Source organism: Paenibacillus sp. (genome assembly GCF_031177825.1).
Classification (GTDB): domain Bacteria; phylum Bacillota; class Bacilli; order Paenibacillales; family YIM-B00363; genus Paenibacillus_AE.
This window is the reverse complement of the sequence record NZ_JAPSKE010000030.1, coordinates 1-6510: the sequence shown is the minus strand read 5'-3', so window position 1 is coordinate 6510 and position 6510 is coordinate 1. Positions and strand designations below refer to the sequence as shown.

Annotated in this window: 6 protein-coding genes; 5 read left to right on the top strand and 1 reads right to left on the bottom strand. The window is 54.8% G+C overall.

Translation table 11 applies throughout. The features are described from left to right. Positions 1-152: 152 nt before the first annotated feature. Complete coding sequence (locus tag RIN49_RS23945) at positions 153-911, bottom strand: SDR family oxidoreductase (protein ID WP_309122671.1); 759 nt, start codon at positions 909-911, stop codon at positions 153-155. A 194-nt stretch (positions 912-1105) separates the two neighbouring features. Here RIN49_RS23945 and sigJ (RIN49_RS23940) point away from each other — a divergent pair, with 194 nt between their 5' ends. From sigJ (RIN49_RS23940) to RIN49_RS23920, 5 genes are all read left to right on the top strand, one after another. Continuing rightward, positions 1106-1972: an RNA polymerase sigma factor SigJ gene (gene sigJ, locus RIN49_RS23940; RefSeq protein WP_309122670.1), complete on the top strand. Its 867-nt coding sequence runs from the start codon at positions 1106-1108 to the stop codon at positions 1970-1972. A gap of 11 nt (positions 1973-1983) precedes the next feature. Next, a complete protein-coding gene (locus tag RIN49_RS23935; protein WP_309122669.1) occupies positions 1984-2559 on the top strand; it encodes an SDR family NAD(P)-dependent oxidoreductase in 576 nt (191 codons plus the stop codon). Between the two features lie 282 nt (positions 2560-2841). Next, complete coding sequence (locus RIN49_RS23930; RefSeq protein WP_309122668.1) at positions 2842-4032, top strand: NAD(P)/FAD-dependent oxidoreductase; 1191 nt, start codon at positions 2842-2844, stop codon at positions 4030-4032. A gap of 17 nt (positions 4033-4049) precedes the next feature. Next, a complete protein-coding gene (gene sigJ / locus RIN49_RS23925) occupies positions 4050-4913 on the top strand; it encodes an RNA polymerase sigma factor SigJ (protein WP_309122667.1) in 864 nt (287 codons plus the stop codon). Positions 4914-5073: 160 nt separating this feature from the next. After that, positions 5074-6276 (top strand): YhgE/Pip domain-containing protein, encoded by a 1203-nt coding sequence (locus RIN49_RS23920; protein WP_375295280.1) that lies wholly within the window; start codon positions 5074-5076, stop codon positions 6274-6276. Positions 6277-6510 lie beyond the last annotated feature (234 nt).

Genomic DNA, 6510 nt, shown 5'->3' with positions numbered 1-6510 from the left:
CACGGCATACCGTCCCCGCACCGCGCCCCCCCCGAACACCCCCCCCACCCCTACCGTTTTTTCACCTAATGGGCTTCCCCCATACCAATAATCCCGCGGCGCCCCCGGTCGATATCCGACCGGAGGCGCCGCTTCGTGCGTTGAGACCCGGCTTATCCTCGCGTTTCGATCCGCCCGAGCCACTCGCCGAGTCGAGTCGGAGCAATTCTGGCGCCGTCTTGGACGGGCACGAGGGATTCCGCGAGGAGCGGCGCCCCGAAGTAACCCGCGGTATCGTCCGTGACGACGATCCGTTCATCCCCGTTCGCTCTCAAGGAGGCTCGGACGAATTCGTCCAGTCCGAGCCGCTCCGGTCCGGCCACCTCGACGACGCCGTTCGCGGGCGAGGCGAGCGCGCAATCGACCATCGCCGCCGCCACGTCGTCCGCCGCGATCGGCTGCACGAGGGCGGAGGGCAAGCGAACGGTTTGTCCTTCCGTCGCGGTGTAGGCGATGGCGCCGGCGAATTCGAAAAATTGCGTGGCGCGTACGATCGTATACGGCATGCCGGACGATCGAATCAGCCGCTCTTGCGCGAGCTTCGCGCGGAAATAGTCGTTCCCCGGCGGACGATCCGTACCCACCACGGAGAGCGCCACATGATGGAGCGCGCCGGCGGCCGCTTCGGCGGCGAGCAGATTGCGAGTCGACGTCTCGAAGAACGATAAGACGGCTTGGGCTTCGAACGACGGGGAGTTCGTCACGTCGACGACGACCTGCGCGCCTCGGATCGCTTCCTCCAAGCTTTCGCCGGTGACGGCGTTGACGCCCGCCGACGGCGAGGCGACCGCCGCTTCATGTCCGAGCGCTTGAAGGGTAGCGACCATTTTTTTGCCGATCAATCCGGTACCGCCGACGATTATGATTTTCATAGGATAACCTCCTGGGATAGATAGCCCTTCTTGCCGGGCCGTAAGTTGGCGAAGCCGTTCGACGTCCGGATCGTCGATCCGCGCTTCATCCATAACACGACGGAGAGTATCGTTTTGTGACATCCCTTGTTTCTCCGCTTCGCCGGCGATAGAGTGAGGGAAGGGAGTTTATCGCGCGGAAGGGGCGAGCTTCGATGCAGGAGCTGTACGTGCAGTACAAAGGGTTGATGTTCAAGCTGGCTTATCAATTGACCGGATCGGCCGCCGACGCGGAGGACGTCGTGCAGGACGTCTTCCTGAAAGCGCAGAGTCTTCCGCCGAGCAGGCTGGAAGATTCGAAAGCGTTCCTCTGCAAGATGGTGACGAATCGCTGCCGCGACTTGTATAAATCGGCGCGCAAGAAGCGGGAGCTTTATGTCGGGGAATGGCTGCCGGAGCCGCTGCAAGCCGCGGCGGACGATTCGTCGGAATCGGTCGTTCAAGGCGACCTCTTGTCCTATGCCATGCTCGTCTTGCTGGAACGCCTGTCGATCTCGGAACGCGCCGTATTCGTCTTACGCGAGGCGCTCGGTTTCGAGTACGGGGAGATCGCCGGCCTGCTCGGCAAGAGCGAGGTCGGCTGCCGGAAGCTGTTCAGCCGGGCGAAAGCGAAGATGGAGCTTTCCGAAGACGAGCCGGTCCGTTCCGATGCGGCCGGCCGATCGTGGGCCGACGACTTCGTGGCGGCGCTGAAGAAGGGGGATCTGGACCGGATCTACGCTTTGCTGGATCAAGACGTCGTCCTTGTCGCCGACGGAGGAGGCAAGGCGGTCGCGGCGGTGAATCCCATTCGAACGAGAGAGCGCGTCGCGCGGTTTCTGCTTGGCGGCTTGCGCAAGGCCGCTATGGTGGGGGAAGATTTCGCGATCGACATCGTCCGTCTCAACGGACAAGCCGGCTTCGTCATTCGCTCGGAAGAAGGGATTGTACACACCGCAGGCATGTTCCGCATCGCGGGGGACGGAATCCGGAGCATCTACCTCATGCGCAATCCCGATAAGCTTACGTTTGTAAGGAATTAAGCCTCGGAACCATGGATCCGGGAGGAAGCAATCATCTCGGGCACTTCGCCTTGACCGGCCTGCTGCTGCCGGCGCTGACGTCCCCGGAGTCGGGGCGCTCCCGCGTCGTCGCGTTGACGAGCATCGCGGCGCGTTCAGGACGCATCGACTTCGACAACTTGGACGGATCCCGGGGGTACGGCGCCATGAAGTTCTATTCGCAGAGCAAGCTCGCGAACCTGCTGTTCGCGCTCGAGCTGCAGCGGCGCCTAAGCGCCGCCGGCGCCGCCGCGATCAGCGTCGCGTGCCACCCGGGCATCTCGACGACGAACTTGTTCTCGCGAGGCTCCGGGAAAGAGTCGGGGCGGTTCATGAAGCTGCTGTTCGCCTCCGTCGGGCACTCCGCGGAGATGGGGGCGCTGCCGACGCTGTACGCGGCGACGAATCCGGCGATTCGCGGCGGCGAGCTGATCGGCCCCGACGGCCGCGGCGGCCGCCGCGGGTATCCTGCGCCGGACGCCGTCGGCAAGAAGAAGGACGACCCGGAAGTCGCTCGCCGGCTCTGGGACGTATCGGAACGGCTGACGGGCGTCGAGTTCCGGCTGTAATGCGCGAAGCCCGTCGACAGGGAAACCTGACGCCGGGCTTTATTCGTTATTTGTTCGAGAAAAATAAAGTTTTAGATTGAAAAATAAACTATTAGACCGGGAAAATAAAGTATTAGACTGGCTATCGGCGTTAAGATAACTGGCAATTAACTCAACAAACTAGCACGAAAGAACGGCTGATTAAAGTGGCTCATGCAAGGTTTCTCATTCGTTCGTTCCCGATGTCACAAATCAGCGCCATACATTGTTATATGTGCAAAACGTAAGAGGAGCTGAGGAAAGATGAACGAATTGACATGCATCTTCATCGGAGGCGGCCATGCAGGGCTTGCCGCGCTTAAAGCAATAAAGGAAGAAACCCAGGGCATGGCGAACGGACGGCGCATTCGGTTTGTTCTGTTCGACAAGCAGCCAGGTCATGTGCGCAAAATACTGTTGTTCCGGCCGGCCGTGGGCGAGGAAGAGATTATGATTCCCTGGACGCGTTATGGGTTTTTAGAAGGAGTCGAATTCGTGCAAGGTACGGTTACGTCCGTGGATAGCAGGGGAAAACAGATTCACTATACAGATGCGCAAGGAAATGATGCCCGAATTCGGTATGACCTTGTAGTTTTGGCGGTAGGCAGTGTCGTTCGGCAACCGGATCCTGATCAGGGAGGCATTCCTTTAACCGATCCGCAAACCGCGGCGGTCATACGGGAGCGCTGGCGCGCCAATCTACGCCAAGCTGTGGGTGAGACAAATCCTAAAGAACGAAAGCGACTGATGACAGTCGCAGTTGCGGGGGCGGGTATAAGCGGCATCGAGACTTCCGCCGAGCTTGCACTTGAGATGCAGAAGGAAGCATCGTCACTAGGAATGAACCCGTCCGATATTTCTGTCTATTTGGTGAGTGGACAAGAACGATTGTTCATGGAAGGACCCGAAAAAGTTGGACGAAAATTAGATCAAATCCTCAGTGAAAGCGGAGTGACCGTGCTTTACAACCGTAGGGTGATGCGGGAGGAGGCAGGAGTGGTGAAGCTGAACAATGGCGATCGTCTGGCGGTTGGTTTATGTATATGGACGATTGGTCTGATTCCGAATCCGGCCCTTCGCACGATGGGCTTGCCGCTTACTCCTGCTGGCCAAATGTTGGTGGATGAATCCTATCGTGTTCAGGGGGCGCCAGGCGTATACAGCATTGGCGACTGTGCGAGAATCGTCGACCCACAAACCGGCAAGGCAGCTCAGATGAGGTGCGCAGAGATTGCGCTACAGGAACATCGACTGGGAAAAATCGTGGTGGCAGATCTGGAGGACCGCCCGGCGCCGGTTCACAAAGCGGCGCCGCTGGATTTCTTCTGCATCGGCCTGGGGGAAAATCGCGGATTGGTGTGGGGGCGCAAATGGGGACTTGATATGATAATGACGGGAAAGCTTGCGTGGAAACTCAAGAAGCTGACATGGGATGCAGGCAGTAAGCTTCGATAGGAAAGGAGAAGCAGCAGATGGAAGAACTGTACGAGCAATATAGAGCGCTGCTGTTCACGCTGGCTTATCAGCTGACAGGCTCTGCGGATGACGCGGAAGATGTGGTGCAGGACATATTTTTTAAGTCGTTCGACGTGCATCCTGAACGTTTAGAGAAACCAAAAGCGTATTTGTGCAAAATGGTAACCAATCGCTGTCTTAATCTGCAGAAGTCGGCGAGGAAGAGGAGGGAAGTATACGTTGGTCCGTGGCTCCCCGAACCGATTCGGACGTCGGAGGCGGATACGCTCGAGACGACGGTCGTCCGCCGCGATCTTCTGTCTTACGCCATGCTCGTACTTCTCGAACGGCTGACGCCGACAGAGCGGGCGGTTTTCGTTCTGCGTGAGGCGCTTGGCTTCGATTATTCCGATATTGCTGAACTGCTCGGCAAGCAAGAGTCGAATTGTCGCAAGCTGTTGAGCCGAGCAAGAAGCAAGATGGGAATATCCGAGGAGGAGCCGGTCGCGGCCGAAGCTGTCGAATTGGAATGGGTTAGCCGGTTCATCACATGCCTCGAACAAGGTGACGTCGATCAAGTGCTGTCTCTGCTGACCGAAGACGTCATGCTCGTCTCCGACGGAGGTGGAAGAACAATCGCGACCACGTATCCGATACAATCGAGTGATCGCGTGGCCCGAATCCTTGCTGCCGCGTTCGAGGGTATAAAGCACTACTATAAGGGATGTGCTCACTTCGAGGTTGCCCCTCTCAACGGTGAGACCGGTATAGTACTCCGTTCGGGGGACGAAATCGCAGCCGCTATATTTATACAACTCCGACGCGGAAAGCTTGCCAGAATATATGCCGTACAAAACCCAGATAAACTTGATTGGGTTTAGATAGTAGTCGACCGCTGATTTTTCCATCATGATAAGGAAACCGGTTGTTAACCAGACATCGATCATCGACGATTTTGTGGAGGACGCAATAAGGACTTATTGCAGGGAATTGACGCACCATCTTGAGTGAGTATTTTTCTGCGAAATGAGGATGGGAAACATGAATATTTGTAAAAACAAATTGGTATTGTTAGCGCCATTTATTGCTTTCCTGGTTGTATTTATTTTTTCGCTTACACTTTTTCCAACTGTCCAGTCAAAACCAAGAAATTTGCCGATTGCCGTTGTGAATGAAGATCAAGGTTTCGAAATTCAGGGTCAGCCGAAAATGAATATGGGGCAATCAATCATTGAAATGATGCGGAAAACGGCAGCAACAACGGAAGGCGACCCCGCTGTGAAGTGGGTGGAGGTATCAAGCACGGAAGAGGTGCGGAATGGATTAAACAATCAAGCGTATTACGCGGCATTGGTTATTCCAAGCGACTTCAGTGCTAAGCAAGCCTCATTGCGAACCCCGAAACCGTCATTGCCTGAAGTTCAAATATTTATAAACCAAGGCATGAATACCGCAGCATCGGCAGCAGCAGGGCAAATCCTGAACGGAGTCGTTGACAACATGAACAACAGCGTTCGCGCCCAATTGCTTGAAGTCTTTAAGGCGCAGGGAGTGATGCTGACCGTAGAGCAAGCTGCGGCTTTAGCCTTGCCGATTGCAAAAAAAGTGACAAATGTTAATGAAACAGGCGCGAAAAGCGCGAATGGCAATGCCCCTGTTTCCTTATTTCAGCCCTTATGGATGGCATGTATCGCTAGCTCGGCAATCCTTTTTATAGCCGTCAGTAAATTATCGGTTACGACCCGAAGAGAGAGCCTAGTCTCGAAGCTGATGTATATCCTGATGGGCACGATCGCTTCTCTTGTTGTTGGATTCGGACTAACCTGGCTTTCGGATGGAATGCTGGATCTTGATATTCCTAAATTTGCGGATACAGCATTGTTCTTATCAGTTACGTTCTTCAGTTTTTACCTAATGATAACTGCTGTAATGTCGGTGTTGGGTTTCAGAGGGATTGCTATATTCGCCTTATTGCTTTTCTTCGGGGCGCCTTTGCTGGCTTTGCCGCCTGAAATGATGTCCCCTTTCTATCGGGAATGGATTCATCCATGGCTTCCAATGCGCTTTATGGTCGATGGTCTGAGGGAATTGTTCTTCTTTGGCAAAGGATTTGGCTGGAATGCTCCCGTAGCCGCTCTTACATGGATCGCATTGGTAAGCGGCATAGTAATTCTGGGTTCCTCATTAAAGGCTTCAGAAAAATCGAAAGTACAGTCAAAGCTTGTAGGAAATAATATCCGGTAATCGTTTCGAATCCAACTTACCTCGAAGATAACAAATCCAAAATTTTAATGTAAATAGGCTGTAATTGGTACATTTATCATTAATAAAAAGAACTCTAGAGTCAGAGGGCCCTGGTATTATCCCCTCATGGTAGACAGTGAAAAAAGAGTCCATGGTATCATGGATGAAACACTGTTGACCGGAGGGGATTTTTCTATGCCGCCAAAGAAAGGGCAGAAGCAAATCCAATACAAT